Source organism: Microtetraspora glauca (assembly GCF_040656155.1).
Taxonomy (GTDB): domain Bacteria; phylum Actinomycetota; class Actinomycetes; order Streptosporangiales; family Streptosporangiaceae; genus Microtetraspora; species Microtetraspora glauca.
The window spans coordinates 1-21,108 of sequence record NZ_JBFALK010000032.1 but is presented as its reverse complement, the minus strand read 5'-3'; the positions used below and the strand labels follow the sequence as shown (position 1 = coordinate 21,108).

General features: G+C 72.2%; 18 protein-coding genes. 12 read left to right on the top strand and 6 right to left on the bottom strand.

The features are described 5' to 3' along the window. Positions 1-60: 60 nt before the first annotated feature. Positions 61-939, bottom strand: coding sequence for a siderophore-interacting protein (locus AB0I59_RS38635; protein WP_358141299.1), 879 nt, complete (start codon positions 937-939; stop codon positions 61-63). A 185-nt stretch (positions 940-1,124) separates the two neighbouring features. Between AB0I59_RS38635 and AB0I59_RS38630 the strand changes: the two genes are divergently transcribed. After that, positions 1,125-2,018: a DMT family transporter gene (locus tag AB0I59_RS38630; protein ID WP_358141296.1), complete on the top strand. Its 894-nt coding sequence runs from the start codon at positions 1,125-1,127 to the stop codon at positions 2,016-2,018. Here the strand turns inward: AB0I59_RS38630 and AB0I59_RS38625 are convergent. Next, entirely contained in the window at positions 1,960-3,069 is a 1,110-nt protein-coding gene (locus AB0I59_RS38625; RefSeq protein WP_061260301.1) for an MGDG synthase family glycosyltransferase, read from the bottom strand. The two genes, AB0I59_RS38630 and AB0I59_RS38625, sit on opposite strands and share 59 nt — an antisense overlap. A 29-nt stretch (positions 3,070-3,098) precedes the next feature. Between AB0I59_RS38625 and AB0I59_RS38620 the strand changes: the two genes are divergently transcribed. From AB0I59_RS38620 to hpnH, 8 genes are all read left to right on the top strand, one after another. Further along, on the top strand, positions 3,099-3,842 hold the full coding sequence (locus tag AB0I59_RS38620) for a polysaccharide deacetylase family protein (RefSeq protein ID WP_358141293.1): 744 nt from the start codon (positions 3,099-3,101) through the stop codon (positions 3,840-3,842). 191 nt (positions 3,843-4,033) lie between these two features. Beyond that, a complete protein-coding gene (hpnC, locus tag AB0I59_RS38615; RefSeq protein WP_358141290.1) occupies positions 4,034-4,894 on the top strand; it encodes a squalene synthase HpnC in 861 nt (286 codons plus the stop codon). Beyond that, complete coding sequence (hpnD, locus tag AB0I59_RS38610; protein WP_358141287.1) at positions 4,881-5,750, top strand: presqualene diphosphate synthase HpnD; 870 nt, start codon at positions 4,881-4,883, stop codon at positions 5,748-5,750. The genes hpnC and hpnD overlap by 14 nt, the downstream gene beginning before the upstream one ends. Then, positions 5,747-7,105 carry a hydroxysqualene dehydroxylase HpnE gene (gene hpnE / locus AB0I59_RS38605; RefSeq protein WP_061260297.1) on the top strand — a complete coding sequence of 453 codons (1,359 nt, stop codon included), beginning with the start codon at positions 5,747-5,749 and terminating at the stop codon, positions 7,103-7,105. Before hpnD ends, hpnE begins: the two co-directional genes overlap by 4 nt. Then, the gene (locus AB0I59_RS38600; protein WP_358141283.1) at positions 7,102-8,109 is read left to right on the top strand and encodes a polyprenyl synthetase family protein; all 1,008 of its coding nucleotides are present in this window, start codon (positions 7,102-7,104) and stop codon (positions 8,107-8,109) included. The genes hpnE and AB0I59_RS38600 overlap by 4 nt, the downstream gene beginning before the upstream one ends. A gap of 1 nt (position 8,110) precedes the next feature. Beyond that, positions 8,111-9,985 (top strand): squalene--hopene cyclase, encoded by a 1,875-nt coding sequence (gene shc, locus AB0I59_RS38595; RefSeq protein WP_358141280.1) that lies wholly within the window; start codon positions 8,111-8,113, stop codon positions 9,983-9,985. Beyond that, positions 9,982-11,478: a 4-hydroxy-3-methylbut-2-enyl diphosphate reductase gene (gene ispH / locus AB0I59_RS38590; protein ID WP_358141278.1), complete on the top strand. Its 1,497-nt coding sequence runs from the start codon at positions 9,982-9,984 to the stop codon at positions 11,476-11,478. The genes shc and ispH overlap by 4 nt, the downstream gene beginning before the upstream one ends. Beyond that, positions 11,475-12,479 carry an adenosyl-hopene transferase HpnH gene (hpnH, locus tag AB0I59_RS38585; RefSeq protein ID WP_228640846.1) on the top strand — a complete coding sequence of 335 codons (1,005 nt, stop codon included), beginning with the start codon at positions 11,475-11,477 and terminating at the stop codon, positions 12,477-12,479. The genes ispH and hpnH overlap by 4 nt, the downstream gene beginning before the upstream one ends. On the opposite strand, the gene AB0I59_RS38580 is transcribed toward hpnH, so the two are convergent. Both AB0I59_RS38580 and AB0I59_RS38575 read right to left on the bottom strand, forming a co-directional pair. After that, a complete protein-coding gene (locus AB0I59_RS38580; protein WP_358141274.1) occupies positions 12,445-13,188 on the bottom strand; it encodes an SDR family NAD(P)-dependent oxidoreductase in 744 nt (247 codons plus the stop codon). The two genes, hpnH and AB0I59_RS38580, sit on opposite strands and share 35 nt — an antisense overlap. Positions 13,189-13,272: 84 nt before the next feature. Beyond that, positions 13,273-14,220 (bottom strand): hypothetical protein, encoded by a 948-nt coding sequence (locus tag AB0I59_RS38575; protein WP_061260285.1) that lies wholly within the window; start codon positions 14,218-14,220, stop codon positions 13,273-13,275. Between the two features lie 671 nt (positions 14,221-14,891). On the opposite strand from AB0I59_RS38575, the gene AB0I59_RS38570 reads away from it, so the two are divergent. The 3 genes from AB0I59_RS38570 (at position 14,892) to mads6 (ending at position 17,992) form a co-directional block, all read left to right on the top strand. Then, positions 14,892-15,707, top strand: a complete 816-nt coding sequence (locus AB0I59_RS38570) for a polysaccharide deacetylase family protein (protein ID WP_358141271.1) — start codon at positions 14,892-14,894, stop codon at positions 15,705-15,707. Between the two features lie 146 nt (positions 15,708-15,853). Then, entirely contained in the window at positions 15,854-16,489 is a 636-nt protein-coding gene (locus AB0I59_RS38565) for a nucleoside/nucleotide kinase family protein (RefSeq protein WP_061260281.1), read from the top strand. An 84-nt stretch (positions 16,490-16,573) separates the two neighbouring features. After that, entirely contained in the window at positions 16,574-17,992 is a 1,419-nt protein-coding gene (gene mads6, locus AB0I59_RS38560) for a methylation-associated defense system protein kinase MAD6 (RefSeq protein ID WP_061260278.1), read from the top strand. A 255-nt stretch (positions 17,993-18,247) separates the two neighbouring features. On the opposite strand, the gene AB0I59_RS38555 is transcribed toward mads6, so the two are convergent. After that, positions 18,248-19,486: an HNH endonuclease gene (locus tag AB0I59_RS38555; protein ID WP_358141267.1), complete on the bottom strand. Its 1,239-nt coding sequence runs from the start codon at positions 19,484-19,486 to the stop codon at positions 18,248-18,250. 1,082 nt (positions 19,487-20,568) lie between these two features. Then, on the bottom strand, positions 20,569-20,952 hold the full coding sequence (locus AB0I59_RS38550; RefSeq protein ID WP_358141264.1) for a hypothetical protein: 384 nt from the start codon (positions 20,950-20,952) through the stop codon (positions 20,569-20,571). Positions 20,953-21,108 lie beyond the last annotated feature (156 nt).

Genomic DNA, 21,108 nt, shown 5'->3' with positions numbered 1-21,108 from the left:
CCCGCCCAAAATCGCGCAGATCACCCGGATAAACAGGAAGATAGCAAGTCGATCAGAAGGTCAGTTCGGCTCGGGTGCGCCCTGCCGCCAGTACCCCATGAACGCGACGCAGGAGCGGTCCACACCCAGTTCGCGTACGAGATGGCGGCGCAACTCCCGGACCACACCCATCTCGCCGGCCAGCCACGCGTAGAAACCTCCGCCCGCCTCCACGGGCACGTCCCAGAGCAGCTCGGCGTCGTCCGGCTCCTCCTCCGCGTGCTCGCCCGGCACGGTGCCGAGATCGCGTACGGCGTCGCGCACGGCGGGGATCAGGAACTCGCCGTGCCGTGCCGTACCGCGGGGCAACCAGGTGACCTCCGCGCTCGACGGGACCCGCAGGTCGAGGACGTCCTCGGGCTCCGGCACCTCTAGGAGCACCTGGGCGGGGACGCCGTCCGCCAGGGACTCGGCGATGGCGGAGATCGCCGGCACCGCGGTCTCGTCTCCGGCCAGCAGCAACCGGGCCGCGTCGGCCGGGGGAGCCCACTCCAGCCCGACCGGCGGGCCGGAGTACAGCGCGTCCGGGCCGACGATCAGCGCGGGACTGCCGGGGCACGCCTCGGCGGCCCACTGCGAGGCGACGCCCGAGGGGCCGTGCAGCGCGAAGTCGATGTCCAGTTCGCGGTTCTCCCTGCGCACGGCGCGCACGGTGTAGGTGCGGACCGGGTTCTTCCTGCCCTCGGGGAGCTCACGCCAGATCGGGAACCAGTCCGGCTCCGCGGGGAAGGTGTCCAACCCGACCTCCGGCAGCGGCACCACGACCTTGACCCGCTGGTCATAGCCGTCATGGCCGAACCCGGACAGATCGTCACCGGCGAACGTGACCCGCATGAAGGTCGGACTGAGGCGCTCGGTACGCGCGACGTGCAGGCGGAAGGGCCGGTAGGCGGCGGTCATGGAGCACTCCCCTTAGCTTAGGCAAGCCTAATTTTGATTAGGTTAACCTAGCCTTATCTTGACCCGCCAGGGAAGATCCGCCAAGCGGTAGGCAAGTGCGGGTCGCGGCCCTGCCGTCACCGGCGTGGGGCGCTTGCGCCGGATGCCGGTTCGCCGATGCTCGGCCCTATGACCACCACTGACGGATGGCATCGCGTCCGGAAGGCCGGGCGCCGGTGATCGCGGTGATCCTGGCCATCCTCGCGGCGGCCTGCAACGCCCTCTCCTCGGTGCTGCAGCGCCGCGCGGCGCGGACCGCCCCGGAGAGCGACGCCTTCAAGCTGTCGCTGATGTGGGACATGATGCGCAAACCGGTCTGGCTGGGCGGAATCGGCGCCCTGATCGGTGGCTTCCTCCTCCAGGCGAGCGCGCTGAACTTCGGGACTCTCGCCCTCGTGCAGCCGCTGCTGATCACCGAACTGCCGTTCACCATGGTCATCATCTGGCTGATGTACCGGGTCAAGCTGAACCGGAACGTGTGGCTGGCCATCATCTCCGTGACCGTCGGACTGGCGGTCCTGCTCGCCTCCGCCCGCCCCGGGGGCGGGCACAAGGCGCCGACCCCCGGGGACTGGGCGATCATCACCGTGATCTGCGGAGGCATCGCCGCGTACCTGATCGGGATGGCGCGGGTCACCCGCGGCTCACACCGCGCGGCGCTGCTCGGAACCGCCTCCGGCCTGGGGTTCGCCTTCACCGCCGCGCTGATGAAGGAAAGCACCCGCCTCTTCGACACGGAGCAGGCCGAGGTGCTGACCGCCTGGCCGGTCTACGCCATGGTGGCCGCGGGCATCTTCAGCGTGTACGTGCTGCAGAACGCGCTGCAGAGCGGCAACCTCGTCGTCGTCCAGCCGACCCTCAACGTCACCGACCCCGTGGCGAGCATCGCGCTCGGCGTCGGGCTCTTCGGCGAGAGCATCCGCCTGGGCGCCTGGGTCCTGCTCGAACTGCTCGGCGTGGCGCTGATCTTCTTCGGCAGCGTCAGGCTGGCCCAGTCGCCGCAGATCCGCCAGGACGACCTGATGGGGCCGAAGGAATGAAGAAGGACTCGGCCGGCGCGGCGGCGAACAACCCGGCTCCGGGGGCCGTGTGCCGCTCACGCTCGCTCTCGGCTGCGATCCGGTCGAGCGCGGCCAGCAGTTCGGCCGCGTCGCGGGCGTAGACGCTCAGCCCCGCGCGGGCCATCGCCAACGCGCCGTCCCTCCCGTGCCCCGGGATCGGCAGATAGGAGATCACCGGCACCCGAGCCGCCATCGCCTCCCTGCACGTCAGCCCGGCCGCGTTGTCGATCACGGCGTACGCGGTGGCCATCAGGGCGGGCAGGTCGTCGCACCAGCCGAGCACCACCACGGGGCGCCCCAGGCGGCGGCGCAGGCGGCGGCGCAGCTCGCCGTTGCGCCCGCACAGGACGACGGGCAGGTACCGCCCCGACCCGGCCAGCACGCGAGCCGTCCTCTCGACGCCGCCCACGCCCCAGGAACCCGCCGAGACCAGCACCGGCCGCTCGTCCGCCCGCGGCCCGGCGATGGTCGCCCCGCGTGCCAGGAACTCCGGGCGGACGAGCGGCGCGTGCCACGAGGCGGGCCGTCCGGTCGCCGCCCGCACCGCGCGCGCGGTCTCCGGATCGGGGCACAGGTAGCGGTCGTTCCCCGGATGCAGCCAGAGCCGGTGCGCCGCGAAGTCGGTGAGCAGCACCGTGCTCGGCACCGGCAGCAGGCCACGCGCGCGGAGGTGCCCGGCGGCCTGCGCGGCCAGGTGGAAGGCCGACACGACCTCGTCCGGCGCCCGGCGGAGCAGCAGCCGCCGCAGCCGCGCCGCGACCAGGACCGTCAGGGGGGACGCCGACGGCGAGCCGCGCGACACGAAGAAGATCCGGTAGATCAGCGCGTACGACCAGGGGGCGGAGCGCATCATCCAGCCGTACCAGCCGCGCAGCGCGGCGCCCAGCCGCAGCGGGAGCAGCTCCAGGACGTCGGTCACCTCGGCGTCGACACCCCGGGCGGCGAGCCGCCTGGCCAGCTCGGTCGCGGCGGCGTCGTGCCCCGCGCCCATGCTCGCGCTGAGGATCAGGACCGTGCGCCGCGTTGGCATCGCCACACCTCTCCCGCACACTTGACGGGGTGACCTGGGGAAACGGCGGGACGCGCCGCATCGGACCGGCGCTCGGCGGCCTGGCCGGTCTGGCCGGGCTGGCCCTGCTGCACGCCGGTCCCGCCGCGACGTGGCTGCCGGCCGTACGCCGCCTGCTGCCCGGCCTCGCGGGCGTGGGCGCGGACACCCATGTCGCCCTGACCTTCGACGACGGACCCGACCCGCGGACCACGCCGCGCTTCCTCGCCGAGCTGGAGCGACTCGGCTGCCGGGCGACGTTCTTCGTGCTCGGCGAGATGCTCGACCGCCATCCCGAACTCGGCCGCCGCATCGCCGCGGGCGGCCACGAGATCGGGGTGCACGGCTGGCACCACGACAACGCGCTGGTCGCCCGGCCGGGACGGATGGCGGCCGAGCTGGGCCGGGCCGCCGACCTGGTCGCCGCCGTGACCGGGGCGGCTCCCGGGTGGTACCGGCCGCCCTACGGCGTGCTCAGCGCCGAGACGCTGATCGCCGCCCGGCTCCATGGACTGCGACCGGTGCTGTGGACCGTGTGGGGCCGGGACTGGACACGCTCCGCGAGCCCGGACTCCGTGGTGGCGGCCATGACGCCCGGCCTGCGCGGCGGGGCGACCCTCCTGCTGCACGACACCGACCACACCTCGGCCCCCGGCTCCTGGCGTGCGGCCCTCGGCGCGCTGCCGCGGCTGGTGGGCGCCTGCCGTTCCGCGGGCCTGCGGGTCGGGCCCCTGCGGGACCACGGCGTCTGCTGAGCGCACGGGAGACACACCTCCGAACTCGCGATTTCCCGTTTAAACGACCATTTCGGCAAATAGCCGCCGGTTAATTCACAGAAATGCGGCGGCACGTCCGGATAACAAATATTCGCCCAGCTCATGCCCGGCAAACCCCAATGAGCTGTGCGTCCGCGTTTATGGCCGCCCACGACGGACAGCCTCAATTTATGTCATCGGGGGGAGACGACGCACGAGACGTCGCACTCAAAGCGCGCCGGGAGAACTTCCCGGTCGCTTCCCGGCTGCTGCCACGGGGTCATCGCCATCACCTCCTCGCGGTGTACGGCTTCGCGCGGTTCGTCGACGACATCGGCGACGAACCCGGGCACGGCGACCCGCTGCGGCTGCTCGACGCCGTGGAGACCGACCTGCGCCGCCTCTACGCCGGGCGGACCCCGTACCTGCCCGCCGTACGCGATCTCGAAGCGACGGTCACGGCCTGCTCCATCCCGCCCGCGCCCTTCCACCGGCTGGTCGAGGCGAACCGACGCGACCAGACCGTCACCAGGTACAAGACGTTCGACGAACTGCTCGACTACTGCGAGCTGTCCGCCAACCCGGTCGGGCACATCGTGCTGCACGTGTTCGGCGTGGCCGCCCCCGACCGTCTCGACCTCTCCGACCGGATCTGCACCGCGCTGCAGATCATCGAACACTGCCAGGACGTCGGCGAGGACTACGCGCGCGGCCGGATCTACCTGCCCAACGAGGACCTCCAGCGGTTCGGCTGCGTCGACGCCGACCTCGCGGAGGCGAGCACTCCGGGGCGGTTGCGCGATGTGGTCGCGCTCCAGACCGAGCGGGCCGAGCGGCTGCTCCACGAGGGGGACCCCCTCGTCGCCTCGGTGAACGGCCTGGCCCGCCTCGCGATCGCGGGCTACATCGCCGGGGGCCACGCCACGGTCGCCGCGCTGAGACAGGCCGAACACGACGTTCTCGGGCAGACCGTACGGCCGCGCGGCACGCGCCTGGTGCGGGCGTGGCTGCGCATCCTGGCCAGAAGGGGGTTGGGCCGTGGGCGTCCCTGAGGCGTACCAGCACTGCGAGCAGATCATGCGGAAACAGGCACGGAACTTCTCCTACGGCCTCCGGCTGCTGCCGACGCCCAAACGCCGCGCGCTGAGCGCGGTGTACGCGTTCGCCCGCCGGATCGACGACATCGCCGACGGCGAGGGGACGGCCGGGCAGCGGCTGGCCCGCCTGACCGTGGCCAGGGAGGCGCTGGACGGCCCGCCGGGGATCCGGGACGGGAACAGCGACGATCTCGTCCTGATCGCGCTGCACGACGCCGCCCGGCGCTACCCGCTGCCGATCGCCGCGTTCGGCGAGCTGATCGACGGCTGCGCCGCCGACGTACGCGGCACGACCTACGCCAGGTTCGACGAGCTGCTGTCGTACTGCCGGTGCGTCGCCGGGTCGATCGGGCGGCTCTCGCTCGGCGTCTTCGGCACCGACGACCCCGAGGGGGCCACACCGCTGGCCGACGCCCTCGGGGTGGCGTTGCAGATCACGAACATTCTCAGGGACGTACGGGAGGACCGGCTGGCCGGGCGGATCTACCTGCCGATCGAGGACCTCGAACGGTTCGGCTGCACGCTCTCCCTCGATGGCGCCGGCAGGTTCACCGACCCGCCGCACCGGCTCGCCACGCTCATCCGATACGAGGCCGTCCGCGCCCGCGAGTGGTTCGCGGACGGCATGCGCCTGCTGCCCGCGCTCGACACCCGCAGCGCGGCGTGCACGGCGGCGATGGCCGGCATCTACCGGTGCCTGCTCGACCGCATCGCGGCGGATCCGGCCGTGGCGCTGTCCGCCCGCTTATCGCTGCCGCCCTGGGCGAAGGCCATGGTGGCGGCGCGCGCGCTCGCGGGGGCGGGCCGATGACGGGGGCTCCGGTAGCGATCATCGGCGGCGGTCTCGCGGGCATCGCCGCCGCCGTGGCGCTCGGGGAGGCGGGCCACCCGGCGACGCTGTACGAGGCGCGCCCGAGGCTGGGCGGCGCCACCCACTCGTTCGTGCGCAACGGCCTCGTGGTCGACAACGGGCAGCACGTGTTCCTGCGCTGCTGCACGGCCTACCGCGGGCTGCTCGACCGGCTCGGCGGCGCGTCCCAGGTGGACGTGCAGGACCGGTTCGACGTGCGGGTGCTCACCCCGGACGGGCGGTCGGCGCGGCTGCGGCGGTCCGCGCTCCCCGGGCCGTTCCACCTCATGCCGGCGCTGGCGCGGTACCCGCTGCTCGCGCCGGCCGACCGGCTGCGCGCGATGCGGGGCTCGCTCGCCCTGCGCCGGCTCGACCCGGCCGACCCCGCGCTCGACCGGGTGGACCTCGCGACCTGGCTGGCCGCGCACGGTCAGGGCGACGCCGCGCGGCGCGTCCTGTGGGAGCTGTTCGCGGTCGCCGCGCTGAACGTGTGCGCCGGGGACGCGGCGCTCGGCCCGGCCGCGATGGTGTTCCAGACCGCCCTGTTCGGCCGGGCGGACGCCGCCGACATCGGCGTGCCCACCGTGCCGCTCGGCGAGCTGCACGGCACGGCCGCGCAGGCCGCCATCGCCCGCCACGGCGGTGCCGTACGGCTGTCCGCCAAGGTCACGGCGATCGAGCCGGGACCGGTGATCGTCGTGGACGGCACGCGGGTGAAGGCGTCGGCGGTCATCGTCGCCACGCCGCACGAGCAGGCCGCGGGGCTCGTCCCGATGGACGCGGCGCCGGACCGGGAGCGCTGGAACGGCCTGTCCGCCAGCCCGATCGTGAACGTGCACGTCGTCTACGACCGGAAGGTCACCGACCTGCCGTTCGCCGCGGTCGTGGGGTCGCCGGTGCAGTGGGTGTTCGACAAGACGCGGGTCGCCGGGCTGCGCGACGGCCAGTACCTCGCGGTCTCTGTCTCGGCCGCCGACCGCTGGATCGACACACCCACCGCGCGGGCGCGGGCCGTGTTCGTCCCAGCGCTGGAACGGCTCTTCCCCGGCGCGCGACGTGCCCGGGTCACGGACTTCTTCGTCACCAGGGAACGTCGCGCCACCTTCCGCCAGGGTCCTGGCAGCGGCGCGCTCCGCCCCGAGGCCGCCACCCGGTGGCCCGGACTGTTTCTCGCCGGCGCGTGGACCGACACGGGCTGGCCCGACACCATGGAGGCGGCCGTGCGCAGCGGACTCAACGCGGCCAGATTGGCCAGGCGTCATCTGGACACGGGGGATCCCACCACGTGGAGTCCCAACGCGGAGGCGGCCCGGTGAGGGCGGTCATCCCACCGACCGTCGTGGCCGCCCGCGGGCTGGTGGAGCCGGTGCTGCGCGACGCCGTGGCCAGGCTCGACCCCATCACGGAGCGCGTCGCCGCCTACCACCTCGGCTGGGCCGACCCGGAGGGGCGGCCCGTCACACCGGGAGGCAAGGCCCTGCGGCCGGCGCTCGCCGTCCTGTCGGCCAGGGCGGCGGGCGCGGAGCAGTCGCTGACGGCGGCCGCGGCGGTCGAGCTCGTGCACGCGTTCTCGCTGCTCCACGACGACATCATGGACGGGGACCGGATGCGGCGGCACCGGCCCGCGGCGTGGACCGTCTTCGGCCAGTCGGCGGCCATCCTCGCCGGGGACGCCCTGCTGTCGCTCGCGGGGGAACTGCTGCTCGAGGACGGCTGCCCCGGACGGGTCCCCGCGGCCCGCTGCCTGGCCGCGGCGACCCGGCGGCTGATCGCCGGGCAGGCGCTGGACCTGGAGTTCGAGCGGCGCTCCGACGTGAGCCTGGACGAGTGCCGGCAGATGTCCACCCAGAAGACCGGCGCGCTGCTGGCCTGCGCCTGCTCGATCGGAGCCATGGCGGTGGACGGCCCCGACGCGCTCATCGCGGCGCTGGCCGCCTTCGGAGCCGAGGCGGGACTCGCGTTCCAGCTCGCCGACGACCTGCTGGGCATCTGGGGCAGCCCGGCCGCGACCGGCAAGCCGGTGTTGTCGGACCTGCGGGCCCGCAAGAAGTCCCTGCCGATCGTCGCCGCGCTCACCAGCGGCACCCGGGCGGGCGAACGGCTCGCCGCCCTGATGGCCGGCACGGAACCCCTGTCGGAGGCCGACCTGCGCGCCGCCGCCGCGCTGGTCGAGGAGGCGGGCGGCCGGTCCTGGGCCGAGACCGAGGCCAAGCACCGGCTCGACGCGGCGGAACGCCACCTCGCCGACGCCGACATGCCCTCGGCGGTCCGCGCCGAGTTCCTCGACATCGCCCACTTCCTGACGTCCCGGGGACACTGACATGACGACAGTCGCCGCTCCCAGTTCCGCCGCGCTCGCCCTCGACGCGGCCTGCGATCACCTGCTCGGCCTCCAGACGCCCGAGGGGTGGTGGAAGGCCGAGTTGCAGACGAACGTCACCATGGACGCCGAGGACCTGCTGCTGCGGCAGTTCCTCGGCGTACGCACGGAGGAGGAGACGGCGGAGGCGGCCCGCTGGATCCGCTCCCAGCAGCGCGACGACGGCACCTGGGCCAACTTCCACGCGGGACCGGGCGACCTGTCCACCACCATCGAGGCGTACGCGGCGCTGCGGCTGGCCGGGGACCCGGTCGACGCGGCGCACATGCGGGCCGCGGCCGGGTTCGTCCGGGACTCCGGCGGGATCGAGGCGTCCCGGGTGTTCACCCGCATCTGGCTGGCGCTGTTCGGCCAGTGGCCGTGGAAGGACCTGCCCGTCCTCCCGCCTGAGATGATCTTCCTGCCGCCGTGGTTCCCGCTCAACGTCTACGACTTCGCGTGCTGGGCCCGGCAGACGATCGTGCCGCTCACCATCGTGAGCGCGCGGCGCCCGGTGCGGCCGCTGCCGTTCGGCCTGGCCGAGCTGCGGACCGGACGGCCCTCCCCGCGTGCCGTACGCGGCGGCTGGGACGGCTTCTTCCTCACGCTGGACCGACTGCTGCACCGGTACCAGAGGCATCCGATCCCGGGGCTGCGGCGGGCGGCGATCCGGCGCGCGGCCGAATGGATCGTGACGCGGCAGGAGCTGGACGGATCGTGGGGCGGCATCCAGCCCCCGTGGGTGTACTCGCTGATCGCCCTCGACCTGTGCGGCTACCGCCTGGACCACCCCGTCATGCGCAAGGGCCTCGACGGCCTGGACAGGTTCACCATCAGGGACGAGCGGGGCCGCAGGCTGGAGGCGTGCCAGTCCCCGGTGTGGGACACCGTTCTCGCGGTCAACGCCCTGCTCGACGCGGGCCTGTCCGGCGACCATCCGGCGCTGGTCAACGCGGCCGACTGGGTGCTCGGCGAGGAGGTCAAGGGGCCGGGCGACTGGAGCGTTCGGCGGCCGTCGCTCGCGCCCGGCGGATGGGCGTTCGAGTTCGACAACGACGGCTACCCCGACATCGACGACACGGCCGAGGCGATCCTGGCCCTGCGCCGGGTGAAGCATCCGGACGCCCGCCCCGCCATCGACCGCGCCCTCCGCTGGGTCGACGGCATGGTGTCGCGGGACGGCGGCTTCGGCTCCTTCGACGCGGACAACACCCGCGAACTGTGCACACGCCTGCCGTTCTGCGACTTCGGCGCGGTCATCGACCCGCCGTCCGCCGACGTCACCGCGCACGTCGTCGAGGCTCTCGCGGTCGAGGAGCCCGCCTCCGACGTCGTACGGCGGGCCGTCGTCTGGCTGCTGAGGGCCCAGGAGGCGGACGGGTCGTGGTTCGGCCGCTGGGGGGCCAACCACGTGTACGGCACCGGCGCCGTGGTGCCCGCGCTCGTCGCGGCCGGGGTGCGCCCCACCGCCCCCTGCGTACGGCGGGCGGTCTCGTGGCTGGAGGCGCACCAGAACGACGACGGCGGCTGGGGAGAGGACCTGCGCTCGTATCGCGACCCCGCCTGGATCGGCCGGGGGCGCTCCACGGCCTCGCAGACCGCGTGGGCGCTCCTGGCCCTGCTCGCCGCCGGGGAGATCCGTTCACCGGCGGTGGAGCGCGGCGTGGCGTGGCTGGTCGGCGAGCAGCGTCCGGACGGCACATGGGACGAGCCCTACTTCACGGGCACCGGCTTCCCCGGCGATTTCTACATCAACTACCACCTTTACCGGCTCGTCTTCCCCATCAGCGCGCTGGGGCGTTACGTGCGGGCCGGTGACGAGGGGGCTTCGCCGTGACCGATCTGCTGATCTGCACCGCCCTGGGCATCGAGGCGAGAGCCGTACGTGACGGCATCCCGTCCTCGGCCGGCGGCGTGGAGGTGATCAGGACCGGGATGGGACCCGGCCACGCCGCCCGCGCCGAGGAGCGCCTGGGCAAGGCCGGAGCGCTGGCCGTGACCGGTTTCGGCGGCGCCCTCGGCGGCGGGCTGCGGCCCGGCGACGTGGTGGTGGCGAGCGAGGTCCGGTTCGGCGGCCGGACCCTGCCCTGCCCGTCCGCGCCGCTCCTCGCCGGGGAACTGGCCCGCGCGGGCCTGCCCGTACGCGTCGGGCCGCTGGTCACCTCCGATCACATAGTGACGGGCGCGGAGCGCAGGCGGCTGGCGGACGAGGGGGCGCTGGCCGTCGACATGGAGTCGGGGCCGGTGGCGGCCGCCGCGGCGGGCCGGCCCTTCGCCGCCGTGCGGGTCATCGTCGATACCCCCGAAGTCCCGCTGCTGCGCCCGGCGACCATCCGCGGCGGCGTCCTGGCCTGCCGCACCCTGCGCCAGGTCGGCCCGCCGCTGACCCGCTGGGCGGCGGCCGGCGGACCGCGCCTGGTGCTGTTCGCCGCGCCCCGGTCGTTCTGCGCCGGGGTCGAGCGGGCCATCGAGATCGTCGAGCGCGCCCTGGACCGGTACGGTCCCCCGGTCTACGTGCGCAAGCAGATCGTGCACAATCTGCACGTCGTACGCGAGCTGGAGGAGCGCGGGGCCGTCTTCGTCGACGAACTCGACGAGGTGCCCGAGGGGGTCGTCACGGTCTTCTCCGCGCACGGCGTGTCCCCCGGCGTACGCGACGAGGCCGCGCGGCGCGGCCTGCGGGTGATCGACGCGACCTGCCCGCTGGTCACGAAGGTGCACGCCGAGGCGCGCAGGTTCGCCGCCCGCGGCGACCTGGTGGCGCTGATCGGGCACGCCGGGCACGAGGAGATCGAGGGCACCCTCGGCGAGATCCCGGACTCCGTCGTCCTCGTCGAGGACGTGGACGACGTGGCGGCGCTCCCCGACGGCCGGCGGGTGTCCTACCTGACGCAGACCACCCTCGCCGTGGACGAGGCGGCCGACATCGCCGCCGCGATCCGTGACCGGTTCGCCGACGCCGAGGGCCCCCAGAAGGACGACATCTGCTACGCCACCACCAACCGGCAGCACGCCGTACGCGAGGTGGCCGAGGAGTCCGACCTGGTGCTCGTCGTCGGCTCGGCCAACTCGTCCAACTCGCGGCGGCTGGCCGAGGTCGCGGGCCGCGCCGCCCCCGCCCACCTGATCGACGGCCCCGGAGACATCGCCCTGGACTGGCTCGCGGACGCCCGCGCGGTCGGGCTGACCGCCGGCGCCTCCGCCCCGCCCGCCCTGGTGGACGCGGTCGTGGCCGCCCTCGGCGGGCTCGGGCCGGTGACCGTCGAGGAGCGCAGGGTGGCCGAGGAGACCATCCAGTTCACGTTGCCCAAGGAGGTGCGATCGAGATGACGATGCCGGTTCGCCAAGCCCTGCGCATCGGCGGCTACATCCTCCGCCAGAGGCTGCGGGGGCGGGCCAAGTTCCCGCTCCTGGTGGAGTTGGAGCCGCTGTTCGCCTGCAACCTGAAATGCGCGGGCTGCGGCAAGATCCAGCATCCCGCCGACGTGCTCAAGCGGCGCATGCCGGTCGAGCAGGCCATCGCCGCCGTCGAGGAGTGCGGGGCCCCCATGGTGTCGATCGCCGGCGGCGAGCCCCTCATGCACCCGCAGATCGCGGAGATGGTGCGGGAGCTCGTCGCCAGGAAGACGTACGTGTTCCTCTGCACCAACGCGCTGCTGATCCCCAAGAAGATCGACCAGTTCGAGCCGTCGCGGTACTTCGCCTGGACGGTCCACCTCGACGGGATGCGCGAGCGGCACGACGCGTCGGTGTGCAAGGAGGGCGTGTTCGACGAGGCCGTCGCCGCGGTGCGGGAATGCAGGCGCCGCGGGTTCCGGATCACCACGAACACCACGTTCTTCAACACCGACAGCCCGCAGACCGTCATCGACGTGCTCAACTACCTCAACGACGACCTCAAGGTCGACGAGATGATGATCTCGCCCGGGTACGCGTACGAGAAGGCGCCCGACCAGGACCACTTCCTCGGCGTACGGGAGACCAGGGAGCTGTTCCGCAAGGCGTTCTCCGGCGGGAACCGGCGGCGGTGGCGGTTCAACCACACGCCCCTGTTCCTCGACTTCCTCGAGGGCAAGGTCGACTTCCCATGCACGGCGTGGGCCATCCCGTCGTACTCGCTGTTCGGCTGGCAGCGCCCCTGCTACCTCATGTCCGACGGGTACGCGGCGACCTACCGGGAGCTGGTCGAGGACACCGACTGGGAGTCCTACGGCCGGGGACGCGATCCCCGTTGCGCGAACTGCATGGCCCACTGCGGCTACGAACCCACCGCCGTGTTCGCCACGCTCTCCTCGCTCAAGGAGTCGCTCCGGGCCGTGCGCGGCGACTGACCGGCGTGCCGAAGACGTCGGCCAGTGCCCGGAACGGGCCGGGAGCGGCGCCCTTCAGCCGGGCGGGCACCCGCAGCCAGGCCGGAGCGAACGACTCGGGACGGCCGTGCTCGACGGCGGCCACGATGGCCCTGGCGACCCGCTCCGCCGGGATCGGCGTGGGCCACCGCCGGGTGTAGGCCGCGCCGCGCCGCGCGAAGAACGGCGTGTCCACCACGCCCGGCAGCACGACGGAGACGCCGACCCGGCGCAGTTCGTACCGCAGGCTCTCGGCGAAGGCGATCAGCCCCGCCTTGGTCGCGGCGTAGACCGCCTCGTCGCGTACGCCGACCGCTCCCGCGATCGAGGCCACGAAGACGAGGTGCCCCCGGCCGCGCTCGACCATGGCGGGCAGCAGCAGCCGGGTCAGCCTGATCGGGGCGGTCAGGTTGGCCGCGATCAGCTGCTCGGCGGTGCCGTCCGGCATCGCCGTGAGCGGCCCGGCCCACCCGCATCCCGCGTTGGCGACCAGGACGTCCACGGGGCCCGCGCGCTCGACCAGGGCCGTGATGTCCGTCGTGAGGTCGCCCCTGACGGCCAGCCCTCCGCTCTCCGCCGCGACGGCGTCGAGCCGCTCCCGGTCACGACCGGAGAGCACGAGGTCGGCCCCGGCCACGGCCATCGCCCGCGCGGTCGCGGCCCCGATGCCCGAGGACGCGCCGGTGATCATTACACGGGCACCCGCAAGTCTCATCGCCCGACCCCCCGTCGTCTCGGGGAGGTCGTTCCCCCGCGTTCGCGGGTTTACCTCCCGTCAGGGTGACGGCGCGGGCGACTTGGGATGCTCGATGATCGGCACGCTGGACCGCACCACGCTCTCCCCGGTGATGGCCAGGCCGTCGTCCGCCTTCCACGCGTCTAGAAAATGGGTCCCGGCCGGGACTCCGGTCCATTTGTGGTACTGCCAGGAGTTGCAGGCGAACCGCACCGTCTCGCCCTTCGGCCGCAGGGCGACCCAGTACGCGGCGACGCCCGGCGGGCAGGTCTTGTTCTCCCAGATCTCGATGTCGCCCGAGGCGTTCTGGGTCCAGGAGCGCGACGGAAGGCGTACGGCCATGCTCTTGGTCACCAGGTGCATGCCGTACTCCGGGACCACGTCGGGGGGCGCCGACGTCGGGCTCGCGATCACGGACACCGCCGCACCGGACAGCGCCGTGGGGACGGACGGCTTTCCCGTGGGCGGCCACAACTGCCAGATCACCCAGCTCACCGCGATCGCCGCCGCGCCGCTCGCGCCGAAGAGCACGGCCTTCTTCCGCCAAGGGGCCGCCCGCTCCTCGCCGGTGACGCCTCGCGCCGTGCCCGCCGGTCCCATCGCGAAGGCGGACTCCCGCGCCCGTGCGGCGTAGCGGTTGCTCGCCCGGATCCGCCAGGCCCGTTCCATGGCCTGCATCCGCTCCCGCAGCGCGTCGATGCGGCGCCCCAGGGCGAGGAGCTCCTCGGCCTGGGCGCTGGACAGGTCGAGCGCCTTGATGATCTTGTGCATCACGTCGGCGCCGGGCAGCTTGTTGCCCTTGGACAGCTGTTCGCCGCCGCTGAGCCACTTCGACACGGTTCCCTGGTCGGCGACCTTGCGGTTCGCCAGCACCTTCTGCGGCCATCCTCCGGTCTCAAGGACGCGGCTCAAAGCGGCGGAGGCGTCTTCGAGCGCCTCGATGAGGGCGTCGGCCAACTCCTCGAACGGAACCCGTTCGGCATCCACCCTGGCGATCCTCTCCTCAGATTCCGCGGCCTCAGGTTCCAGCCCGATAAATGATCTTATTTTCCGGCGGAGAAATCCACCCGTACAACCAGGTGGAAATTGGGCGTCTCGGGGATACGTACGACGCGCACGGATTCTGAACGGAGGGCCGAACCCCGCATACCGGGCGAGATCGCGGTTCCGCATTCCCATCTCTTCCCCGGCATAACGCTGCGGGCCACGCGACCCCCGAGAGCGGCCGGACGATCCTGGAGATCGAGCCGTACGTCACCGCCCACGGCACCGCCATTCCCGAACGGGCGTGGACCGTCAGGCCGATCGACGAACACGACGACGAGGTACACATCCGGCCCGGGGCGTGCGTTTGAACAGTAAAGCCCTCACCGGCCGCGCACAGGTCCATATGTTCTCCCCCATGCGGCATCGAGCGACATTGTCATGTCCCATTTCGCGGCGACAACGATAGGGGGACAAAGACGCGTATCTCCCCCTTTTCTTCTGAGGAGTTCACCGGAGCTTCGTCACGGACACGCTTCAGGGGCTCGCGGCGCCCAGCGACCTCGACGCGCCCGGAGGAACCTCACGCCCGAAGGAGCCCCACGTTCGAAGGACTCCAGAGAAGTGGCACGGCCTTGGTTCTGAGCTGACCCCTCACCGGAAAAGAGGACGGCATGGACGAAATGGGGAGACGCCGGGCCATCTACCTCGGGGTTCTGGTCGCCGTCCAAGGGACGCTGGCGGCCTGCGCGGACACATCGGCGCCGGGGTCGCGTCCCGTCGCGGACGCGTCCCGGACACGCGGCGCGAACCGCACCCCCAGCCGCTCGCCCAGCCCCTCACCCAGTCCTTCGCCCAGCCCGGTGTTCCAGCCGGTCGCGGTTCCGACCCGAAAGCCCATCCACCAGATCAGCGAACTCAACCCGGCGGCGCCGCCGAACGCCATCGCCCTGACCATCGACGACGGGCCCGACCCGGAGTGGACGCCGCGCGTCCTCGACCTTTTGGCCCAGCACCACGTGGTGGCCACCTTCTGCGTGATCGGCGACGCGGTTCGCGAGCATCCCGATCTCGCGAAACGGGTCGCGGCCGCGGGGCACGCCATCTGCAACCACACGATGAGCCACCCGCAGCCCTTCGCCGGGCTGTCGTCCGAACGCATGAGCTCCGAGGTCGCCGGCGCCCACCGCGAGATCTGGAACACCACCGGCGTCACCACGCGGCTGTTCCGCGCGCCCGGGGGGTCCTGGTCGCCTGCCGTGCTCGACACCATCGCGAGCAACGGGATGCAACCGCTCGACTGGGACATCGATCCCAGGGACTGGTCCCGTCCCGGCGCCTCAGCCATCGAGACGGACCTGCTGCGCGCCAAGCCCGGCAGCATCCTGCTGTGCCACGACGGGGGCGGCGACCGCGCCGAGACCCTGCGCGCCCTGTCGAACGTCATCCCCGCGCTCCAGAGCCGGGGGCTGACCTTCATCACCCTCTGACGGCCGCCCCCGGACCCGCGCCGCGCGGCCCATCACGAGCCCGGCTTGGTGCAGATGGCCCGTTTCACCCAGATGGCATGTTTCACGTGGAACCAAACCGGGAATGGCGTGCGCGGGCCGTCCCCCGAGATCAGTACGGTGGAGGTGTGCGCGCACGCCCCGTGTCTCCTCCGCTGCTGGTCGAGGAGCTCGCCGACCGGATCGCCTCGGCTCCGAGGCCGTCCTGGGTGCGCGTCGCGCTCGACGGCGCGCCGGCCACCGACCCGGGACGACTGGCCGACGACCTGGTGGACCCGCTCCGCCTGCGCGGACGGGAGGTGCTGCGGGTCTCGGCGTCCGACTTCCTCCGCCCGGCCTCGCTCCGCCTGGAGTTCGGCCGCAGCGACCCCGACGCGTTCTACACCGACTGGCTGGACACCGGAGCGCTGATCCGCGAGGTCCTCGGGCCGCTCGAACCCGGCGGGACCGGCAGAGTACTGCCCGCCCTCTGGGACAGCGCCCGGGACAGGGCGACCCGCGCCCCCTACGTCACTCTGCCGCCGGGCGCGGTATTGCTGCTGGACGGGACCCTGCTGCTCGGCCGCGACCTGCCGTTCGATCTTGTCGTACACCTCTGGCTTTCCGAGGCGGCACTCGCTCGACGCACCCTCGGCGAACACCGTTGGCGACTACCCGCTTACACTCGGTATGAACACGAAGCGAGACCGTCACAGGTCGCCGACATCGTCGTCCGCGTCGAAGACCCACGACACCCGGCTGTGGTCACCGAGCCCGGATCATGAAGTCTCGATCCGACCTGGCGCGTGAGCACCGGTATCCAGAAGGATGACGTTCGGGAATGTGGGTGAGAAAGGCGGCACGGGGAGATGGCTCAGATCGTCGGTGGCGGAAGCCCCGTCAATGACGCCGAGCGAAGGGTCATCGCCCATCTGCGGGACAATGCCCCACACGACTGGCTACTGCTCCACAACATCGAGGTGCCGCGCGGCGGCGACCTGTTCGAGGTCGACGTGATCGTGATCACCGGGCACTCGCTCTGCGTGATCGACGTCAAGGGCGCCCGCGGCCGGTTCGAGGTTTCCGGTACGCGCTGGTTCCCGCAGCGGGGCGGAGAGGCGTTCGGCTCTCCCGTGGCCAAGCTCCGCGGTACGGCCCGCGCCCTCAAGGGCGTGCTCCTCGACATCCACCGGGGCCTCGACCGCGTCTACGTCGACAGCGTGGTGGTGCTGACCGCGCCCGACGCCGTCCTCGTCGACCCCAGCGGCCGTGACGCCCGGCACGTCACCAACCTCACCGGCCTCATCGGGATGCTGGGCGACGCCTCCCGGGTCAGGCAGGGCTGCAGCCCGGACGCCACGCCGTACCGCACGGCGCTCATCGAAGCCCTCAACGGCACCGTACGCCGCTCGACCGCGCCGCCCAGGTTCGGCAACTGGAAGGTCGAGGAGCAGCTGGGCGGGGACAACCGGGTCACCGAATACCGCGCCGTCAACGCCACCGCCCCGGCCAGCGAGACCGTCCTGCTGCGGGTGTACCAGGCGGACCCGCTCGCCGACCGGGACCAGCGCGTGGCCGAGCAGCGGCGGATCGCCAACGCCTACCAGGCCCTCGCCAAGATCCCCGCGCACCCGTGCGTGGCGCGTTCGCGGGACTTCTTCGCCATCGACGACGAGAGCCGCTTCGTCCTGGTCCTCGACGACGTACACGGGCAGGCGCTGCACCTGCGCCTCGCCGGACGGATGCCCGCCACCGCCGCCCGGCTCGACATGGTGGACGACATCCTGAGCGGACTCGCCCACGTCCATGCCAACCAGGTCATCCATCGCGCGCTCAGCCCCGCCTGCGTCCTCGTCACCGACAGCGGTCAGGCGGTGCTCACCGGTTTCGACTACGCCAAACCCGGACCGCGCAAGCACACCGTCGCCAACGAGCTGCCCAACGTCCTGGACACGCACTACGTGGCCCCTGAATGCCGGCTCAGGCCGGATCGCATGACCGCCGCGTCCGACGTGTACGCCGCCGGAATCATCGCCTTCCAACTGCTCACGGGGCAGTTGCCCACCCCGGGTACGGACATCGAGACCGCCGCCACGGGCGTCGCCCCCGAGATCATGGACTTGCTGCGCCGGATGCGCGACGAGACGCCCGGAAAGCGCCCGGAAGCCGCGGAGGCCCTCACAGTGCTGCGCCAGGCACGCGACACCGGCAACACCTACCCGGCGCGTACGCAACCCCTGCTCCTGGACCGGCTGCGCGGCGCCCTGCGTCGTTTCACCCGCGACTAGCCGTTTCCCCCCGCGGCCTGTTGTCCGCTGCATCCTCTGTGTCGGCTGCATCCTTTGTGCCCGCTACGTGTATCTGCGTTCGCTGCCATCTATCTGCGCTCGCTGCATTCACCTGCGGCGGATCATCGAGCGCGTAGCACAAGAACGAAGCTCATCGCGGTCAGAACGACCAGGGCGGGTGCAGTCAGCTCGTCGAGATGGCCCAGCGCTCCAGCGCGCGGATCCCACAACCACAGATCCCACGGAGCGCAGATCTCAGAAGGGCGGGATGTCGTCGGCCGGATCCGATGGCGGGCAAGAGGCGCTCTCGGGTTCCGCTGGACTCGGCGTGAGTGTGGGTTCTTCCCACCAGGCGGGTTCGTAGTTCCCTGTCGGCAGGAACGGGAGCTCGTCATTGGCGGGGTCGGTGATGCTGCCCGCGCCGTACCCGCTGACCGCAAGCCCGTGTGCTCCGCTTTCGCCTCCGATCCCGCTCACGATCTCTCTGCCGCCTCCGCCGCCGACTCCAATTCCGCCTCCGCCTCCGATCCCGCTCACGATCTCTCTGCCGCCTCCGCCGCCGACTCCAATTCCGCCTCCGCCGCCGACCTCGCCGCCGATCCCGCTGCCGCCTCCGCCGCCGACCTCGCCCCCGATCCCGCTGCCCACCTCCCTGCCGACCTGGCGGCCGCCCTCACTGTCCCCGTCGTCCCCGTCATGGCCAGCGGTTGAGAGGTCTGGCGTGCCGACCACCCGTCCCCCCACACCGCTGCCATCCGTCGTGGATGCACCCGCCTGTGACCCACCCGCCGTGGGCACGTCTGCCTCGGGTCCTCTTGTCTCAGGCTCGCCTGTCTCGGGCTCGCTCGCTGTGAACGAGCCGGGCTCGACCCCGCCCACTGTGAACGAACCGGGCTCGACCCCGCTCGCTGTGGACGAGCCGGGCTTGGGCCTACTCGCTGTGGACGCGCTTGCCTTGGGTGCTCTTGTCTCGGAACCGCCTGCCTCGGAACCGTATGTCTCGGAACCGCATGTCTGGGCCCCGTTTGCTGTGGCACGTACCTCGCATCCGCACGCCTTGGGCCCGCTCGCCGGGTGGGTGTTGGCCGCTCCGCGCTCGTTGGGGCCGGTCCAGCCGTTGGGGGCGAAGGGTTCGGGCATGGGTTCGATGATCGGCGGCGGCTCGGCCGGGTAGCGGTGGCCGGTCCGGCTGATCCAGGTCACATGTCCGGGGCTGGTCTGGATGACCTGCCAGCCGTTGTCGCGCAGGTCGTGGTCGTGCGCGCACGCGGTGGCGAGGTTGTGTTCGGTGGTGGGGCCGCCGTGGGCGTACTGGCGGGTGTGGTCCATCTCCGACCGGGCGGCTGGTGCACGGCATCCGGGATGGGAGCAGACCCTGTCGCGGATCTCGATCCGTCGCCGCAGCCCGGCTGTGGGGAACCGCCGCCGCTCATCCCCGAGAGGTGTTCGGCCTCCGGCGGCCGAGCCTCCAGCATCGTCCCCGGCGCTGACCATTCTGGCCAGATCAGCACCAACCGCGTCACCGCCAGCGCCGTTACCCCCAGCGCCGTTACCTCCAGCGCCGTTACCTCCAGCGCCGTTACCCCCAGCGCTGTCGGCTCCCACCCCGTCAGCTCCACCGCCGCCGTTCTCAGCGCTGCCCCACGTCATGCCGCCCGACGCCGTACTGCCTGACGCCGTGGCGCCTGGCGTCATGCTGTGCGTGGTGGTGGGGCCCGTACAGCGTGGTTCAGGGCCACGAGGAACGCTGCGGGCGGCGGTCGTGGTCGGCCCCGTCCAGGGATGGCCGTCTCCCCTGCTCCGCTCGGCCGTGTGGTTTGCGGCCTCGTCGTATTGGCGCATGATGTCGGCGATGACACCGGCCCAGCCGCCCTGGGCGTAGATGTCGGCGTGCAGCTCGCGCAGGAGCGACAGCGGGAGCTGGAGCTCGACGATCCCGCGTCGGCGAGTCGATGCGGATCTCCCGCGAGGATCCGTTTCCGGTTCGGTGTCCGGCTCGCGGGCAGGGACCGCCCTTCTCCCGATCGCCCCTGAACGACCACCCACGGCCGGAGGGCTGGAAGCCGAAACAGGATCGGACTCCCGCTCGCGGTTGGCAGTCGGGCAGGAAGCAGAAGCAGGACCCGGATCAGCCGGACGGAATAGAGGCGGGAACGGTGGATCAGCCAGAGGGAATGGAGGCGTGGCCGCTGGATCAGCCGGGCGAGATGCGGAAGAGGTGCCCGGTCCGGCCGGATGGGATGGAGGGGTGGGTGCTGGATCGGCCGAGCGGGGCGCAGGGGCGGGTGTGGGGTGGCGGGGCCATCCTGTGGGGCGGCGTCGGGTGATCCCGGCGTGCAGGAGTTGGCCCTGTTCGTCGCAGATGGCGAACCGCCACTCGCCGCCGATCTGTCGTTTGGCGAGTCGGCGTGCGAGTTGGGCGTGGATGGGTCCCCATCCGGCGAGTTCGGCGGGCAGGTCGTCCAGGTGCATCAGGGTGGAGACCTGGACCCGTAGCTCACCGGCCGCGAACCCGACCACCCCGACCGCGCCGGCTACGCCGACCGCAGTCCCGTTCTCGTTCTCCGTGCTTCCTGTCATGGTGCCCGCGCCTGCCAGGCCCGTCTGCAGGTTGCTGTTACCGGTCCCAGAAGCAGGGGCAGCGTTGGACTCGTCCCCAGAGCCGGGGCCAGTGTCGGGACCGGACCCTGGGGCGGGACCGGCGGGACCACCAGGACCAGGATCGGGGTCGGGATCGGACCCCGGGGCGGGACCGGCGGGGCCACCATCGCCAGGACCATCGCCAGGGCCAGGACCAGGACCAGGATCGGGATCAGGATCAGGATCAGGATCAGGATCGGGATCAGGATCAGGATCAGGATCGGGGCCGGAGTCAGGGCCGGGCGGACCCGCGTCAGGCTCGCTGTCGCGGGGCTCGGGGGTGCAGACGTCGCCGCCGTTGTCGAAGGGACTGCGGGCACTCGCCTCGGAGCCAGGGGCGTCGCTACCCCCGAGGGGATCTCTGACGCTCGCATTGGGGCCGAGGTCGCCGCCACCGGCGCCGCACGCGTCAAACACACCGATGCGGTTGCCGTGATCGGCGGGACCGGAGGAGGCCGCGCTTGTGTCGGTGTGGG